Raw genomic sequence first — 17,097 nt, 5'->3', positions numbered from 1 at the left:
AGCAGGTTTCCACAGCTACCCAGCAGCAAGGCGCTCGACAGAAGTGCAAAAGTCCGATTCCTGGTTGATAATGTCACTTAGGCAACTCCAGTTCAGTACCCCGGCTTTTGGCCAGAGCTTCGCGGGGACTTTGTCGGATCCCGCGAATTAGCCCGTCCAGCGATTCAGCTGTTTCTTGCAATGCCAGCATAGTCGCATTGATATTAGGGATCGTGGTCGTGCCGATATCGGCGCTTTGCGTGTCGAGTTTGGCAATCACGCCGCGAGCCTCATGAACTGCTGATTTGAGCTCGTTTGCCGCTTGGGAGATGTCGGCGAAGGCGCGCTTGCCATCGCCATCGGCAATCTGCCGAACGGACGAGGCCGCGCCCTGAATATCGTCAGCCGCCCGATCCAGTTTGGCGAGCGCAGAACCGGCATGGGCGAACATGGTCCGATTGGCCGCCAGTTCCGCCGTAGTCATTCGGACATCGCGAATGGCGCCGCCGATGTTGGCGATATTACGGTCAGACAGGACCTTGTTCACACGGCTCAGTGCCTCGGTCGCGCTTGCCACCACCTGTCCGCCGCCTTGCAGCAACGAAGACATAGCGTTGGGCTTGCTGGGGATGACAGGTCGCTTACCGTGATCATTGGTCTTGAGAAGGGGCTTGCTCGGCGTGCCCGCGCTGATTTGAACGATGCTGACCCCTGAGATGCCCTGACTTTCAGAGGATGCGACCGAATCTTCGCGGACCGGTGTCCCGCGCGTCAGTTCGATATCCGTGATAACACGGTTGGGGTCGCGTTGGTCGAGGCGGATTCCGCCGATTTCCCCGACCTTGATGCCGTTGAACTGCACTTCGCCTCCAACGCTTAAGCCTCTGACCGGCCCATGAAACACGATCTGGTAAGAATCACTTCCTTTGGCCGAACCGCCGAGCCAGACAACAAAAACAAGCGTGGCGATAAGCAACGCGATGGAGGCGGCGCCTACCAGAGCATAGTTGGCATGGCGTTCCATCAGCTTTCTTTCTCTTTTTTGGCGGCACGGCCTCGCGGTCCCAGAAGATAGCTCCGGATCCACGGGTGATCTGACCGTTCAAGTTCTTTGATCGTTGCAACAGCGGCGATTTTCTTGTCAGCGACAACCGCAACGCGGTCGCAAATCGCGTACAGAGTATCGAGGTCGTGGGTGATTATGAACACGGTGAAGCCAAGTTTCCGTTGTGATCAAGCTCGTTTTTCGACCCATAGGCGATCGGCCCTGAGGAGCGCGTTGGCCATCACGATGAGCTTGCGCATGAGCGTGACCACAGCGACTTTTGCCGGCTTCCCGGCGGTGATCAGGCTTTGGTACTTGGCCTTGAGTTCTGGATTGTAGCGGGCTGCGACGAGTGCCGGCATGTACAGGGCTCGTCGTACATTGGCCCTTCCGCCCTGGATGAAGCTGCGTCCTTTCCATTGGCCGGACTGGCGTGTGACGGGAGCTAGTCCGGCGAGCGACGCAGCTTGTTTGGAGTCGAGCGCTCCTAGCTCTGGCATGGTGGCCACCAGCTGATCGGCGGTACGTATGCCTACTCCGGCGATGCTGGAGATGATCTCGTGGCGACGTGCCAATGCGGGATCAGCTGCAATGATCGCCGCTATCGCGGCATCGACCTGATCGATATGCCGCTCGATCTGATCAAGACGCGTTTTGTGCTGACGCTTGAGGAGAGGCAGGGTGAGGTTCTTCGCTTGATTTTGAAGCGCGATCTTATCGCGGACCAAGCCATCGCGAGCGCTGATCATCTCGGAAAGCTTTACCTGTTGAGGCGTACTTGCCGCGCGGACCGGAGGCTGAAGTGTCACTGCCATGCGGGCCAGGATGATTGCATCGATCTTGTCCGTCTTGGCGAGAGTGCCTGCTGCTTGAGCAAACCGTCGAGCGCGAGCTGGATTGAGCTTGACGCATGGTAGATCGGACAAAGCCTGCTCGAGCTGCCGGTGGTAAGCACCGGTGGCTTCATAGGCGATACGATCAATCGGCCATTGGCTGAGCCATTCTATCAGCTCCCCGTGGCCTTTTGAGGAATTGGCGAACTTGCGCTCGCAGTCCGCAGGATGGGCATATACATCAAGAGTCGCTTTTGAGACGTCGATGCCGACAGTCTGGGCTATAGGATTAGTCATCTTCTCCGCTGTCCTACTCTTGTCATCCGGGCCCGAAGCCCTGGTTTCCGTACAGGTCACGTGGAAAAAGAAAGGGGTGATCACACTAATCGACGGTCCGCCACGACCGAGACGACTTCGATCCATCCCCTTCCGCCCGATCCGGGGTGGCCACCCCGGATCGGGTATCTCTCAATGCCCGCAATCGGCAGAGAAGTCATAAGACAAGACAACACCTTGGGGCACAATCTAAGAAAGCCGTTGCACCGCCCCGTGCTGGCACCAAAGAAGGCCTCGAAATACAAAGGGGCTAGGGAGCAGCTGTCGATACCGGGCGCGGTCATTTCAACCTGTCCATCAGGCGGCCGACGGCGCCCGCTTCGGCGGCCAAATTACGGTTGTAGCTCAGGGGCATACGGGGACTCTTCCAGCGCAAAGCATCCATAATTCCGGCAAGATCCTCACCACTCGCGAAGAGGTCCTGGTTGAGGCCGATCCGCGTCGAGTGCGCGCTGATCCCCTTGAGCAGCCGCGCCAGATCCTCGGCTGTAAGATCGGGCAACGCGCCGAGATCGAACGCCCGCTGGATTATCGACCGGAAGATCGGCCCGATCGAGCCGGAATGTAGCGCCACGTTGCCGATGTCGTATTCAATCCGCGCCTTCACGGCTGGCTTGGAGAGTGTCTTGCGCAAATCCCAGGTCTCGCGGCTCGAAATGCTGTCGATCGCCCGACCGCGCACGGCGGCGCGCGCCTTGTAACGCCGCACTTGCACCCGCCGGAACAGCGGCCCCGTCGTGATCCCGGCTGCCTCGGTCCAGGCTGCGATCGCCGCGACGGTGCGCGGGCTGAGATAGGCAGTTGCCCCCTCCCCGTCCTGATCGCCCTTGCTGCGCAGGATCTGGAGCAGCCGCGCTTCGGGATCGATCGCCTCCTCGATATGCTCGACCGCGACCGCCACCAACTCGGACGCGCGCAGCCCGGTGTCATAGGCGGCCGACAGCAGCGCCCGATCGCGCAGCCCCGGCAGATCATCGCCGCAGCTCTCGAGCAGCGCGCGGATATTGAGCCCGCGCGCCTTGTCGCGCTCGACGTCGCGCACCGGCCCCTTGAACCGCAATGGCCGGGCCTGCTGCTGCGCCGCCCCCTTCTCGCGTCGCACCGCCTGCAGCCGCAGCTTGACCAACGGGGCCGGCGTCGGATCCTTGAGATCGAGCAGCTGGTGGATCTTGGCGATCGACGCTTTGTACCGTGAGAGCGACGCCGGCCGGCTCCCCTTCCCTGCCCGCGCGTCGAGATAATCGGCCACCGTCTCTGCGGTCGCTGGCAGCGCGATCCGGTTCGTGCGGCGGCACCAAGCGTCGAACGCCTCGATGTCGGATTTCAGCGCGCGAATGCTGTGGGGCGATGAGGCGGCCTCATAGGCGGCAATCAGCGCCTCGTTGACGGGAATCCGCTCGCCGGCGCGCATCTGCACGATCGTCCACGAAAGGTCGGCCGGCGCCCTGATGGCCGGCAGGGACGCCTCAGACGCGGCTATGGCGGCTTTTGGCCCCTCCTGGGCTGTTTCGGTGCCCATCCTGCGCCACGCTCCTCAGCGGCGCTTGTAGCTCACCTAATAAAGAGAGGTCAATTCCGCTCATGCAATAACTGCAATTATCATAGGTCCATGTTTAACGAGCACAGCATGGTAGACGCTACGGCTACTTTGGGGATATGTTCACGCCATGCCCGTTGCCATCGCAGACCTCTCAGAGCCAATCTGGACCTCCAGGCTCGTCGCCCGTCTAGAGCGGGCGGCAGCGGCGATAGGCCGCCTCGATGCCCGTGTTTCTGCCAGTCCTGCCGCAACGCCGTGGCAGCGACGTGCCACCTGGACCGGCTATACCACGGCGCTGCGGGCGCAGGGCGCTGAGATTGACGAAATTGATATTTTCGGACGGGAATGCGCCGTCAATCTGCCCGGTCGCCGGCAGATGCCGACCAATTTGGACGATCGTGATGCGCTTCCGATTTGGCAGCGGCAATTGGCCCAGCGCGAATCCCGTTATTGGCGAGACGAGCTCGCGATCTCAACGGACGCCCCAGAAGATTGGAGCCAGCGGCCAGCCCTCCTCCGCGCGCTTGAGATTACGGCCCGGCGCTCCCGCGCAGACAGCACGATCACGCCGTGGCTTGCCGTCCCCGGGCTCCTGCGATCGCTGAAAATCACTCAGGCCGTGCTGCCGTGCCTGACCATTGGCGACAAGGCGCTTCGCCTCTCGCCGCGCGACACGCAGGCCATCGTCCTGCGTAACCTCCGGTCGCTCACCGATCGGGCAGAAGAGGGGCTGGTGAGGCTCCAGGCGCTCGAGGAAGACCGCTTACGCGCCGCCGCAGCCCTCCATGGCACGCACCGTCCTGGCAAGCTCCTGGAGTTGCTCAGCCTTGTCCAGTTTGTCCCCGTCGTCAGTCCTCGGATGCTCGCCCGGCGATTGGACGTAACGATCTCTGGTGCCGGCAAGCTGCTTTCTCGCGCGGCAGAGCTGGACCTTCTAGTGGAGGTGAGCGGTCGTCAGGCCTGGCGGACCTATATGACGCGCGATCTGGCTATCGCCTTCGGGTTTGGTGTCCGTCCGGTAGGGCGTCCCCCTGCCCCGCCTCAGGCGCTCCCAGATTTTGTACCCGCGCTCGCAGAGTTTGATCGGGAAATGGCAGAACTCGATTCGATGCTAGCTGGCCTCGGTATCGATGTCTCGGCTCACCACTGATTGAGTTGTAGCGGGGCGTGACCGCTCGATGTCACGCCTCCCGTTCTTGCTTCGCCCACTTCAGGCCCAGTGAGCGTCAAGCACCTCGCGAATGGCCTTCTCGACATCCTCCCGAGAGGCCCCACCCCTATTGAGAAGTGTCAGGCGAATTCCCTTGCGATCGGTGCCCTCGATGCGAAGCACCGCTTTCCCCGTCTCGCTCGATACAATCTGCGCCATTCCTGACTTCTTGGGGGATCCTGACCTTTTGGGGGGATCGGCCGCCAGCGCCAGCGCACGGACGATCTCCGACACAGCCATGGGAGTGTGCTCCCCTCCCGATCGAGCACTGAGCGCGGCCGCTTCGGCAAATACGCGTTGGCGACGATCGTCCGGCTTCAGCAATGGCTTGATCGTTGTGACGTGCTTGATCCGCAAATCCTGAGGATTGGGAAAGGCGACCATCAATTCCACCGGGAGACGCGCGAGATCAAGATAGCGGCTCAACCAGCTTTCCGTGACGTTGATCCGCTCCGCCATGACCTTTTGGCGGCCCTCATAATAGGCATCAAGCGCACGGAGATAGTCGCGTGCCCGCTCCAGGTCGCTGAGGTCTTCGCGGGCTCTGTTTTCGATGTCCGCTATGCGAAACGCTTCTTCATCCGACAGTTCGCGGATATCGACCAGGAACCGGAAGTCAGGGTAATTGTGGCTACGCAGCCAGCTGATCGACCAATGACGCCGCGCGCCGCAGATTACCTCAAAATCATATTCGGGTTCGCCGCGCACGCGACGGACGATCGCGGGCATCTCCTGGCGCCCTTGTGCCTTTATGCTTTCGATAAGATCGGCGCACCGCTCTTCGTTGAGCAAGGCATATTCCCGGTTATGCCCCGCCCACATCCGGCAACGCGCGGGATCCACCAGTTCATGGGTGCGGCTGACGACTGTCCCCGCTGCCAGTTCGGCCAATCGATTTTCCCTACCGGTGAGAACATTGGCGCCCAGCCCAGGCCGACGCGGCGCGGGAGCGCCGTCTTCCGGCGGATTGATGCCCGCTGCCAGCTCTGCTGCGAAACTCGCGTTTTTCCTACTCATGAAGCCGTTCCTTCACCCGGAATTGCACCGGTGCAATTTTCCCGATTCACGCCAAACCTTCCTTGCGCAAACGGCTCAAATGGCTGGGCCACATCGCTCGAATATCCAGCTCGAGTTCGGCATTCACACCGTCGAGATAGGTGAGGCAGCGGTTGCGCACCGCACTGCTGGTCACCGGGCCGTCGAGTTCATAAACCGTCATAAGACGAGCCGTCGCATTGTCGATCTCAGCAGAATCCTTGAGCGGCGTGCGCACCATCGCGTGGCCAAAGAGCGTCCGCATCAGATTGAGCAGTTCCTTCTGCATCGATTTGTTCTCGTCGACCTTCGAGGCAACAAAGCGCAGAAATTTTAGAGTTGGCGCAAAGCCGCGCTCGGCCAGCGTCTCGATCGTCTCGTCAAGCATCGCCAAAAACGCCGCAGTCGAAGAAAAGTCCATGACGGTGGGAGGCACCGGCACGACGAGAGCATTCGCCGCGCGCAAAACCGACAAGGATATAGCACCAAGGGCCGGCGGCGGATCGAGGACGATGACATCGAACCGGTCGGCGATGCTGGCGATACCTTGGGAAAGACGATCGATAAGCCCCCCCTGCCCTCGTGCCATTCGGGCCGCGATCTCATATTCCGACTGGAACAACCGCAAATTGGCAGGAATGAGTTCGAGGCCATCAAAGTGCGTCTTGCGCAACGCATAGTCCAGTGACGTCATCTCCTCTTGGCGAAGAAATGGATAAAGCGTGTCGTCCTCAGTCAGATCGAGATCCGGAACATAGCCGAACAGCGTCGTCGCGGAGGCTTGGCTGTCGCAGTCGATAAGGGCGACGCGGTAGCCCTGGATCGCGAGATATTGGGCAAGGTGGACCGACAAGGTTGATTTGCCGACGCCTCCTTTGAAATTCTGGACAGCCACGACACAACAGGGGTCTTCGGCCGCCCTCCAGGGTCGCGTGCCAAACAGGCCGCGCATATCGTTGAGTTGGGCAAGCGTGTAACCCACTCTACGATTATTCTCGGTTCGCGGGGGAGGCGGAAGACGGCCATCTTTTTCTGCGTCGCGGATTGCAGCGGGCGTTCGCCCGACCAAATCGGCGGCCTTGCCAATCGGAAAGGTCGGCTCCCGACGATCATCCGCTCGGGCGCTGCGCGCAGAATCGCGAAGGCGCTCCAGTACCGATGATGTTCGCTGGGCAAGCGTCGCCACCGACAGAAGATCATGAGTGTCGTCGATGTCTAGTGATGCTGCCACAGGGCGCCCCTTTTTGAAACCAGGGGTATAGTAGCGCTACTTGCGCTTTTTCGTCAAACATAAGCGTTATTTCGAAAGTTACACCTCGCTGTAGAGGCGGATCGTGGCGTTAGGGGCGATCAGCGGCCCTCAAAAGCGACCCATCCTGACTCGGTGGGGGCGCGTAAAAAATTGCACCGGTGCAATTCCCTCTATGGCCGCCCCCTTCGAGCAACGAAACTCTCGCAAAAGCCGGTCCACGAGCTGAGCAATTTGGCACCCTTGAGCTTTGCCAGACGGTCGCCCATCTGCTGGCGATAGGCGTCAGCAATGAGATCGATATCCCAACCGCCCCCATGTGATCGGGCAACCGCAGCCAGGGTCTCTGTGTTGAACCGGATCGTTCCCTGAGGGAAGACGATCTCAGAACTCTTCTCAGGTGCGATCAGCCCGCTGATCGCCGCTTTCACGAATGCTCCGACCTCCACCATCTCGGCGACCGTCTCCACTGCGCCCTCGCGCCGCGCCTTTCGTCCAGTCGCATGCCTCTCAATCTCATCGACGGTTGCGATCTGCGCGGGCGCATCCTTTGGCTCGAAGCGGAATTCTATCTCGGTCACCGTTCGACCCTGCCGTATCTCCTTCCACTCGACGCGGAAGTGAGCCAGCTGATCAATTTCTGCCTTCGCCTTTTCAAGCACCTTGCGGCGGAGTTGCGCGAAATCCTTATACACGTCCGGCGATATGCCCAGCGCTGCGCGCAGCGCTGCCATATCGCCCTTCCAGGTCGACTGGCGACGATGGAGCCGCAGCGATCCAATCTCATAGAGCTTGAGCGCATAGCTCGATCGGAAGCCCAGCACCGCCTGCCGATTAAGGACGGCATAGCTCTCGGATTCCTGGATGAGTTTGCGCGCATCAGGCGTAAACTCCCATTCGATCCAACCCGCATCGGCGCCGTCTGTATCTTCCGCCTCTTCGCGAGACGACGAGATCAGGGAAAAGCGCAGCGTCGCTTTCTTGCCGCGCCAAGACCGGTCGTCGATCGCAAACAAGGTCCGGTGAAGCTCCTCCAACATGTCGGAGATGCGTTCATTACCCTTATGACCGCGGCGAATATCAGCCTTGCGCATGCGATGCGGCCGATCTTGCCAGGCATCGCCGCCTGCGGTTAGGATCATCAACGCGAGCAATCGCGACGCCGTCAGGCTGAGCGACTGGCCTTTCACAAATTTGATCTCAACGATGCTGCCGGGTTTGGCGAATTCTTCGCCACCCTTCGCCTGCAGAGCCGCTGCGACACGCATGGCGCGGCCAGGCGCCGAATCGGCTTGCGCCTCTTGCGCTGCATCGGCGCTTAGATTTTCCGCATGTTCCATGTCATATAGGCCGAACGCATATTGGGCAGATTCGTCTATTTGCTGCCTGACCTGTCCTCGCTCGTCAAGTCAGGGCAGGCTGAAACACTTTCTGTCGCCCCCGTCCGGTCAGGTTAGAACCGTGTGGCACTCCCGCAAAAGCACTGGGATCCTGCCGAGTCGCAATGCGATTCGCGTTCTCTTCATTTTCGACTCGCTCACGCTCGATAAACGCCGCAGAATGACATCATTCCCAGGCGCAAGGCTGCCAAAGACCATCGCCCCCAATCGGTCAGGATAGCCCCAATAGGTCAGCTATCTGCCCCCGATCGGTCAGGTTGATGCCCCCGCGGGGTCAGGCAAAGTCCCCCGTGCGGTCAGGATAAATGCGATAGATCATTGAAATTGCAGAGCTTTTCGGCACTGAATCTGAATCACTTAGAATCATGAATCCTTCCGCTGCGAGCAGCGGCGTTGTTTTAGAATGATTCTAAAGGACCAAGCAGCCGATTCGCTGAGCCCTTGAGGTCGGACAGCGTAACCGACTTCCCCCTAGTTGGGGGGATATCTTCAGACCGGGGTTCCACGATAGGATCACGGTCTCGATCCTCGGCAGCTCCGCCCTGCGACGAGACCCTCAGCGACCCGACAGCAGCTGAATCACCGCTCGTCGCCGCTGGGTAGACGCAGTGAGGAGGTCGTATGATCAATTTTGCCAAATTCGAGATTATCGGACGGATCGGTGAGATCGACGCCAAGCCCAAGGTCACGAGCATCTCAGTATGCGCGAACTATCGCCGCCGGGCAGAAGGCGACCAGTGGATCGAGGATAGCTACTGGAACCGCGTCGTCATTTTCAGCGACGGCCAGCGGAAATATATCGATGAGAAGGCCCAGATTGGCGATCTCGTGCGGATCGCTGGACGGCTCCGTGACACCTCCTACGAGCGCGACGGCACCACCCACTACACAACCGACCGGATCGTCGAAGAGTTCGGTGTGCTCGCGGCAAAGGCCGTCTAGGCCGTAGGAGGCAAGCGCCGATCGGCTAAGAGGGGAGGGGGCATGCGCGGAGCGGACCTAAATCTTCGACAGGAGTTTCGCTTTATGCCAGCCACCATCGACGCAGCGGTTCGCGCCAAGCAGATCGTTGAGAGCCTGGGCGGACGCTGGTCCGGATCGCGCGGCGAGTGCCGCTGCCCCGCCCATGACGATCATTCCCCCAGTCTTTCAGTCCGTCTCGGCACCAAGGCGATCCTGTTCAAATGCTTTGCGGGATGCACATCGACCGATATCCTCAAGGCTCTCGATCGTCAGGGTTTGCACGATCGAGAGCCGGTCCATGTCGAACCGCGCGCGCCGTCACGCAATCTGAGCGGTTTGGCGAAGTCATTGTGGCAGCACAGCATCCCCATCGCCGGCACACCGGCTGAAGCCTATCTTCATGCTCGGGGCCTTTATGCGCCGACGCCCGACCTTCGCTTCAATCCGCAAACAATCATAGGGAAGGGGAAGGATCGGCGCAGCCTTCCCGCAATGATCGCCGCAGTGAGAAATGAGCTGGGCTTGGTCGCGGTCCACCGGACTTTTCTTGATCCCACCGACATTTTGCGACGCCCCTTCCGCAAGCCCAAGCTCGCGCTGGGTCTGCTCGGTTCGGGCAGCGTGCGATTTAGTGAGCCGGATGACGTTCTGGGCATTGCCGAGGGAATCGAAGACGCCCTGTCCGCCATCGATTGGTTCCAATTGCCGGTTTGGGCCGTGCTTGGTGCCGAGCGCTACGCCCATGTCGGCATACCGTCCCATGTGAAGCGCGTCATAGTTTTCGGTCAGCGCAACGAGGCGGCCAAGATCTGCCTGAAGAGGGCAGGGGAGCATCTCAGCGCCAACGGGCGAAGGGTCGAGGAGTGGCTCCCATCCGAGCATGACGACTGGAATGATGCTCTGCGCGATCGGCTTGCCCGCAACGCCGTTCCTCGCACCGTGATCCAGACACACGCCCACTGAAGAGAGGAGAGGGGGCCTCCGGCTTGTTGATCCGGTGATGGGCACCGGACGATACGATGGAGGCCTACAATGCGCACCTCAGCCGCTGCTCTCGAACTCGATTTCACCGAACCATCCATTACCGCCGCGAACGCCGTCTACGCCATGCTGCGCAAAGGCGGCGGCGTGGACCGGCCTGGCCTGCTCCGCGCGATGGAAACCGCCTATCGCTCAACCGCTGCCGATGGGCATTGGTCACTCCGCGATGCTTATGATGTGCTGGAGCTGGCCCAGGTTCTGCACCTCGCCACGCTTGACCTGTCGCAAGAGCCCGCCGAGTGCCTTGCGGCCCTGACCGCGCTCACCGCATCCCTGCCGACGCATACTGTGCGCAGCGAAGAACAGATCGCGCTCCAGCAATTTTCGACACCGGCCGCGATTGGCTACCTTGCCGCACTCGCCGTCCGCATCACCACAGCCGATACCGTACTGGAGCCCTCCGCCGGCACCGGGCTCCTCGCCGTTTTCGCCGCGCGCGCTGGCGCCAAGCTTGTCCTCAACGAGATCGATCCGGCGCGCGCTGACATGCTCCAGGCAGCATTCCCCGCCGCACCGGTCAGTCGCCACGATGGCGAACTCATCAACGATCTGCTGCCGCTGTCGATCCGACCGACCGCCGTGCTCATCAACCCGCCCTTTTCCCGCAGCATCGGTCGACATGCCGACCCGCTTGCCGCGTTCCGCCACTTGCGCGCCGCCCTGAAACGGCTTGATGCCGGGGGGCGCTGCGCCGCTATCCTTCCCGATCGCGTGGATACATCGAGCCGCGCCTGGGCGAAGGCGACCGAGGGCTGTGCGATCACGCTCCACGTCGAACTGCCCGCCAATGCCTATGCCAAACATGGCACCAGCCAGATCGTGAAGCTCATCGTTCTGGAAAAGAGCTTCCAGGATGACATCGCCATCGTTCGGTGCAACTCACTCCCTGAAGCGCTCGCGACGATCATCGCTTCTGCCGCGAGCGTTACGGAAACCCCGCGACTCTCCCCAGCGCGCCTTGCACCAACCCGTGCGCGCGCATCCCTGCTCGGCGGTCTCTCGAGCAGACCCCGGCTTTCGGCCCCGACCAGCAAGGCCGCCCAGTCTCTCAGCGCGCTTGATATCGGTTACGACGTCTTTGCCGAACCTGTACCGACCGGCGAGGCGGTCGGTGTTTACTTGCCATACAGGCCGAGCCGCATCGCCATTTCCTGTGCATCCCCGCATCCGACCGCTCTGGTGGAATCGATCGCCATGGGCTCGATTACGGCACCGCGGCCGTCTTACGTTCCGAAGCTGCCGGCCAGTGTAGTCGACGACCGGGTGCTGTCCGACGCTCAGCTCGAAACGCTGATCTACGCCGGCGACGCTTTCGAGCGCGACATCTCCGGTCTGTTCAAGGCGGCCGAGGAAGGGTTGTCGCTCGCGCTGGACCAGGACGGCCGCCCTTACCGAACCGGATTCTTCCTTGGCGACGGCACGGGTGCCGGCAAGGGCCGTCAGGTTGCCGCCATCATCCTCGACCAGTGGCTACGCGGGCGCCGCAAGCACATCTGGATATCCAAGACCGAAACTCTACTGGAGGATGCACGTCGCGACTGGACCGCGGTCGGCGGTCTCGCGCTCGACATCCAGCATCTCAACCAGTGGAAGCTGGGAACGCCGATCGGCGCGGCCGAGGGTGTGCTCTTCCTCACCTATGCGACGCTTCGCTCCAACCGGGGCGACAAGGGCACTCGCCTTCAGCAGATCCTCGACTGGGTCGGTGATGATTTCGACGGTATGATGGTGTTCGACGAGGCGCACGAGATGGCGGGTGTCGCCGGCGGCGAAGGCCGTTTCGGCACCAAGGACGGCTCCGATCAAGGCATCGCCGGCGTGCGCTTGCAAAACCTGCTGCCCCGCGCCCGCGTCCTTTACGTTTCGGCAACCGGCGCGTCGGACGTCAACAATCTCGCTTATGCCACCCGACTTGGCCTGTGGGGACCGACGACTGCCTTTGCCGATCGCCGCGCATTCGTTGACAGTTTGCGGCGTGGCGGGATCTCGGCGATGGAATTGATCGCCCGCGACCTGAAGATGCAGGGCCTCTATGTCGCCAGGGCGCTCAGTTTCGCCGGTGTCGAATATGACATTCTCGAACATCGCCTGACGCCCGATCAGGTCGAGGTCTATGACGCCTATGCCGATGCGTGGGCGATCATCCACGCCAATTTGCGCACAGCGCTCGATGCCACCCGGGTGACGGACAGCTTCTCCAACGACACCTACAACAGCGGTGCGAAGGCCGCAGCGCTGTCGATCTTCGAATCCACCAAGCAGCGGTTCTTTGGCCAGATCCTGATCGGCATGAAGCTGCCCTCGCTGATCCCGGCGATCCGCGCTGATCTGGCCCGCGGCGAGAGCGTCGTGATCCAGCTCGTCTCGACGTCAGAGGCGATGCTCAACCGGGCACTTGCCGCGCTGAACGCCGAGGACCGGGCGAATCTCGACATCGAGCTTTCACCCAAAGAGTTCGTCATGTCCTATCTCACGGCCGCCTTTCCCGTCCGTCAGATGAAGACCTTCGTCGATGACACCGGCAAGACGCGGTCGGAGCCGATGTCCGACGAGGACGGGCGTCCCATCTTCAGCCAGGAAGCGCTCGAGATGCGCGACAATCTCGTCGAGCGGTTCTGCTCCCTGCCGATCGTGGGGTCCGCCCTTGATCATATCATCGGACATTTCGGGACCGATGCGGTCGCCGAGGTGACGGGACGCAGCCGGCGCATCGTCATCGACGCGCACGGTCGCCAGCGTATCGAGAGCCGTTCGCCGCGAACAAACCTTGCCGAGACCGACGCCTTCATGCGGAACGAGAAGAAGATCCTGATCTTCTCCGATGCAGGCGGCACCGGGCGCAGCTATCACGCGAGTCTCACCGCCGAGAACCAGTCACGCCGCAACCACTATCTGCTCGAGCCCGGTTGGCGCGCTGACGCGGCCATCCAGGGTCTCGGCCGCACCCATCGCACGCATCAGGTAACCGCGCCGCTGTTCCGTCCGGTATCGACCGACTGCCGCGGCGAGCGGCGCTTCATCTCGACGATTGCCCGCCGCCTCGACAGCCTTGGTGCCCTGACACGGGGCCAGCGTCAGACAGGCGGCCAAGGTCTGTTCGACCCGCGGGACAATCTCGAAAGCGACTATGCCAAGGAATCCCTCGAAACATGGTTCCGCCTGCTTGCCGACGGTAAACTGCGCTCGACCACACTTGGCGAATTTCAGACCCTGACCGGACTTGAGCTGGAGGGCGAAGGCGGAGGGCTGAAGGAGGAGCTGCCGCCCATCCAGCGCTGGCTCAATCGTATTCTCGCGCTGCGCATCGCGTTGCAGAATGTGATCTTCGATGAATATCTCGGCCTGATCGAGGCCCGGATCGAGGCGGCGCGCGAAGCTGGCACGCTCGATCTTGGCGTCGAGAGCATCAATGCCGAACGCATCACGATCCTCGATCGCACGGTCATCCGGCGCGACCAGACCAGCGGGGCAGAAACGGAGATTCTGCGCCTCGAAACGGAAGAGCGCTACAAGCCGATGCCGCTCGACCGTGCGTTGCGTATCCTGGGCGATGACGCGCGCCCGATCGTCAATCGCAAGTCCGGCAGGGCCGCGATCCGGTGCAGCACCTATTCGCTCACCGATGACGATGGTGAGATCGTTCGCCGCTACGAGCTGGTTCGGCCGACCCGTTCCGAGCGGATGCGGCAGGATTTGCTGCTCGAAACAATGTGGGAAGAGACCAGCGAGGAGGAATTTTCGGCGCTGTGGCAGGCCGAGGTCGAGGAGATGCGGGACAAGACCCGCACCAGCACGCTCTATTTGGTCGCGGGCCTGCTCCTGCCGGTCTGGGACCGCTTGCCCGACGATCATGTCCAGGTCTGGCGCTTGAACACCGATGACGGCCAATCTTTCCTCGGCCGGCTTGTTCCTGCACCGCTGGTGTCAAAGCTTGCGGACGCCTTTGGGATCAACGCCGCCATCACCGTGTCAGGCGACGATACCGCAAAGCATGTAATGACCAGCGGCGAGATATCGTCCGTCGGAGCCTACCGGCTCAAGCGCAGCCTGGTCGCCGGCCAGCAGCGCCTCGAACTGCTCGATTGGCCGCACACGCGGCTTGCCGAACTCAAGGCGGCCGGCTGTTTCACCGACATCATGCAGCACAGGACGCGGATGTTCGTTCCCGTCACAAATGCCGCTGCCGTTATCGAGCGCATCACCGCCTGACTATGCAGCTCCTCTATCCGCGCCCAGCGCAGGAGAGGGGAGGGGGCCTTCGGCTTTGTGGGCCTGATGAGCAGGCTCGCGTGACCGTCGAGACGGCACGCCAGTTCCAGATGGAGACGAAAGATGATCCAGTCCGTTAAGGTCAAGAACCTCTCGTTGTCGAAGGACAATGTCCGCAAATCGAGCCGTGAGGCCGGTATCGACGCCCTAGCCGCCAGCATCGCAACGCAAGGCTTGTTGCAGAATCTCATCGTTACCCCGCTCAAGAAAGCGGGCCATTTCACCGTCAAGGCGGGCGGGCGCCGGCTGCGCGCACTCCAGAGCCTGATCGAACAAGGCACTCTGCCCGTCGACTATGTCGTGCCCGTCCTCGTCCTTATCGACGACGACAACTCGGTCGAAGCGAGCCTCACCGAGAACTTCCAGCGCGTTCCGATGAACCCGGCGGATGAAAGTACCGCGTTCAACTTCCTCATCCAGAAGGGAATGACCGCCGAGGACGTTGCCAAGCGACAGGGCGTTACCACCCGCTTCGTCGAGCAGCGGGTGCGGCTTGCCGAGCTTGCACCGAGCGTGTTCCAGGCTCTCGCCGCCGGCGAAATCACGCTGGGTGTCGCCCAGGCCTATGCCGTGACGAGCGACATCGATCGCCAGGCTCGCGTCTTCGCACAGATGAGCACCTCCTATTATGGCGATCAGCCCGACAACATCCGGCGTGCGATCCTCAACGGCACGATGAAGGCGAACGATGCCAAGGCGCGGTTCATCGGTCGCGATGCCTATGTCGCCGCAGGCGGCCGCATCGAGGGGGACCTGTTTGCCGCCGAGGGGGACGAGAACTGGATCGACGTCGATCTTCTCGAAGATCTTGCCGGCAAGAAGCTGGAGGCGGCCGCAGCCGAACTCGCACAGGCCGAGGGCCTCGCCTTCGTGACGCCGATCGTGGCCACCCACGTTCCCTATGATCTCGAGCGTCAGCTTCACGAGTTTCACGCGCCCGCGCGGCCGCTCAGCGAAGCGGAAAGCGCGCGCGTCGAAGCGCTTTCGGCCGAAAATGACCATCTCGTCGAACAGCTTGAGGGCGAACTGACAGAGGGGACGCCGGAGGCCGAGGTGGCGAACGATCGCCTCGACGAAATAGAACGGGAGCTTGAGAGTATCGAGGGATCCCGTCGCGAGATCGATCCGGCGGTCCGAGCGCAGATCGGGACGTTCGTTTATATCGGTGGTGATGGCGAAGCCCGCGTTCACACCCGCATGTTCAGTGAGAAGCCGGTTGTCGATCCGAATGCTCCGCCCAAGGTGACGGGCGGTGGCAATGGTGACGACGGCGCCGGCGACATCGACCATGGACCCAAACTCAGTGCTACGCTGATCGACGAGCTGGCGACCCAGCGGCGACAGATCCTCGTCGCCCACATCGCCAGCGATCCGGCGCTGGCGCTGGATCTCACCATCTTCCTGATGGCGCAGAATGTCGTCTTCGAGCAGAACTACGTCCGCAATCACTCGACGCTCAAGTCCAGCGGCGCTCAATTCCCGATCTTCGGCTTCCGCGATGAAGGATCGATGGCGTCGCAGACCATCGAGGACCAGCGCCAGCGTCTCGATACGAGCTGGGCCGGTCACGACACCATGACCGAACGTTTTGACGCCTTTCGCGCGCTCGACGACGAGGCCCGTGGCAGTTGGGTGGCCTTCTCGATCGCACGCACGCTGGAGCCGAGCCTGAATGTTGCCGAAGGCGGACGCTCCAACGGGTTCCATGACCATCTTGGTCGCGCGCTCGACATTCAGGTCGAGCGTTGGTGGCGCCCCACGGCCGAGAACTTCTTCGGCCGCGTCAAAAAGGATGTCATGCTCGACGCGCTTGAGGGCATCGGCGGGCCGATCCTGCGCGGCCGTTACAAGGACGCCAAGAAGGGCGACCTTGCCGCAACCTGCGCCGCGCTGTGCAACGGGCAGGGGATCGTCGAGGCTGAAGTCCGCGAAAAGGCGGCAGCCTGGCTGCCGGATGCGATGCGCTTCGATGCCATCGAAAAGCCCGAGACCATCGCGCTGCGCTCGACCTTCATCGACGAGGGCGATGATGTCGATCCCGGCGATGATGGTGATGGTGAGTCGGACCCCGATGACGCGACGCACGACGGTCAGGAGGGTTTGAGCGAGGCGGCCTGACGCCTGTTTGCACGGTTCGAGGCGACTGGGGGCGGCACTCTTCGCGGAGTGTCGCCCCTCCTTTTATGCCCCGACGGCA

General features: G+C 61.7%; 11 protein-coding genes and 1 pseudogene. 5 read left to right on the top strand and 7 right to left on the bottom strand.

The features are described 5' to 3' along the window. Positions 1–73: 73 nt before the first annotated feature. From EP837_RS19950 to EP837_RS19940, 4 genes and pseudogenes are all read right to left on the bottom strand, one after another. Positions 74–1,003: an MlaD family protein gene (locus tag EP837_RS19950; RefSeq protein WP_066532643.1), complete on the bottom strand. Its 930-nt coding sequence runs from the start codon at positions 1,001–1,003 to the stop codon at positions 74–76. Beyond that, positions 1,003–1,200 (bottom strand): annotated as a pseudogene (locus EP837_RS22130) (ABC transporter ATP-binding protein); the annotation flags it as partial. The gene EP837_RS19950 and the pseudogene EP837_RS22130, both read right to left, overlap by 1 nt. A 12-nt stretch (positions 1,201–1,212) precedes the next feature. Further along, positions 1,213–2,154 (bottom strand): IS110 family transposase, encoded by a 942-nt coding sequence (locus EP837_RS19945; RefSeq protein WP_066532640.1) that lies wholly within the window; start codon positions 2,152–2,154, stop codon positions 1,213–1,215. A gap of 319 nt (positions 2,155–2,473) precedes the next feature. Continuing rightward, the gene (locus tag EP837_RS19940; protein ID WP_066532636.1) at positions 2,474–3,712 is read right to left on the bottom strand and encodes an integrase; all 1,239 of its coding nucleotides are present in this window, start codon (positions 3,710–3,712) and stop codon (positions 2,474–2,476) included. 148 nt (positions 3,713–3,860) lie between these two features. Here EP837_RS19940 and EP837_RS19935 point away from each other — a divergent pair, with 148 nt between their 5' ends. Continuing rightward, complete coding sequence (locus EP837_RS19935) at positions 3,861–4,883, top strand: hypothetical protein (protein ID WP_082919885.1); 1,023 nt, start codon at positions 3,861–3,863, stop codon at positions 4,881–4,883. Between the two features lie 60 nt (positions 4,884–4,943). Here EP837_RS19935 and EP837_RS19930 read toward each other — a convergent pair whose 3' ends face one another. The 3 genes from EP837_RS19930 to EP837_RS19920 all read right to left on the bottom strand — a co-directional run bounded on the left by EP837_RS19930 (position 4,944) and on the right by EP837_RS19920 (position 8,495). Continuing rightward, positions 4,944–5,960, bottom strand: a complete 1,017-nt coding sequence (locus EP837_RS19930; RefSeq protein WP_066532633.1) for a ParB/RepB/Spo0J family partition protein — start codon at positions 5,958–5,960, stop codon at positions 4,944–4,946. 46 nt (positions 5,961–6,006) lie between these two features. Then, the gene (locus EP837_RS19925; RefSeq protein ID WP_066532631.1) at positions 6,007–7,209 is read right to left on the bottom strand and encodes an AAA family ATPase; all 1,203 of its coding nucleotides are present in this window, start codon (positions 7,207–7,209) and stop codon (positions 6,007–6,009) included. Between the two features lie 191 nt (positions 7,210–7,400). Continuing rightward, positions 7,401–8,495 (bottom strand): replication initiation protein, encoded by a 1,095-nt coding sequence (locus EP837_RS19920; protein WP_066532710.1) that lies wholly within the window; start codon positions 8,493–8,495, stop codon positions 7,401–7,403. A gap of 753 nt (positions 8,496–9,248) precedes the next feature. Here EP837_RS19920 and EP837_RS19915 point away from each other — a divergent pair. The 4 genes from EP837_RS19915 (at position 9,249) to EP837_RS19900 (ending at position 17,018) form a co-directional block, all read left to right on the top strand. Continuing rightward, the gene (locus tag EP837_RS19915) at positions 9,249–9,569 is read left to right on the top strand and encodes a single-stranded DNA-binding protein (RefSeq protein ID WP_066532626.1); all 321 of its coding nucleotides are present in this window, start codon (positions 9,249–9,251) and stop codon (positions 9,567–9,569) included. Between the two features lie 84 nt (positions 9,570–9,653). Beyond that, complete coding sequence (locus tag EP837_RS19910) at positions 9,654–10,553, top strand: DUF7146 domain-containing protein (protein WP_066532624.1); 900 nt, start codon at positions 9,654–9,656, stop codon at positions 10,551–10,553. 69 nt (positions 10,554–10,622) lie between these two features. Continuing rightward, positions 10,623–14,840 carry a strawberry notch-like NTP hydrolase domain-containing protein gene (locus EP837_RS19905; RefSeq protein WP_066532622.1) on the top strand — a complete coding sequence of 1,406 codons (4,218 nt, stop codon included), beginning with the start codon at positions 10,623–10,625 and terminating at the stop codon, positions 14,838–14,840. Positions 14,841–14,963: 123 nt separating this feature from the next. Then, complete coding sequence (locus tag EP837_RS19900; RefSeq protein ID WP_066532619.1) at positions 14,964–17,018, top strand: ParB/RepB/Spo0J family partition protein; 2,055 nt, start codon at positions 14,964–14,966, stop codon at positions 17,016–17,018. Positions 17,019–17,097: the final 79 nt, after the last annotated feature.

This window comes from Sphingobium sp. EP60837 (genome assembly GCF_001658005.1).
In the GTDB taxonomy this organism is placed as follows: domain Bacteria; phylum Pseudomonadota; class Alphaproteobacteria; order Sphingomonadales; family Sphingomonadaceae; genus Sphingobium; species Sphingobium tyrosinilyticum.
This window is presented reverse-complemented; position numbering and strand designations above follow the sequence as displayed.